This is a genomic window from Carboxylicivirga litoralis (assembly GCF_025499605.1).
GTDB classification, from domain to species: domain Bacteria; phylum Bacteroidota; class Bacteroidia; order Bacteroidales; family Marinilabiliaceae; genus Carboxylicivirga; species Carboxylicivirga litoralis.
Window position 1 is genome coordinate 1 of the sequence record NZ_JAFMVC010000129.1, and the last position, 461, is coordinate 461.

Annotated in this window: 1 protein-coding gene; it reads left to right on the forward strand. The window is 48.2% G+C overall.

What is annotated here, in order from left to right; genetic code table 11:
- On the forward strand, positions 1–461 hold a 461-nt coding region (locus J1N10_RS21505; RefSeq protein ID WP_262328692.1), incomplete at both ends, for a hypothetical protein.

Below are 461 nucleotides of genomic sequence, written 5' to 3' on the forward strand. Positions count from 1 at the left end.
ATTGACTTTATGAAAGCTACCAACAACATAGGCAAGCCCATTGCTGCCGTAGCAGGGTTTGCAGTTGGCAAGTACGCTTTAAAGAAGTTGGAAAAAAGCCAGACCGTTAGCGGTTTGTTGGGCAACGAAATGAAAACCTACATCGTTCCGGCAGCCGTTACTATGGGCGGTTTGGTTGGTACGCAGTTTACCAAAAACGAGTATGTAAAGCTGGGCTTGGTAGGTGCAGCAGGTGCAGGTGTTGAATCCATTATCAAGAAAGCCACAGGTAAAACCATCCTCCAAGGATTAGAGGGCATCATCGGTGATGAAGATTACAGCGATATGGATGAGATGGACGGGCTACGTGCCTTAAACCCAATTACACAAGCTCTCCCGGCAGCCGACATTGACATCGAGCGTGAAATTCAGGCTTCGGTATCAGGTGCAGCATCGGACTATTCGATGAGTGACGACCCAAT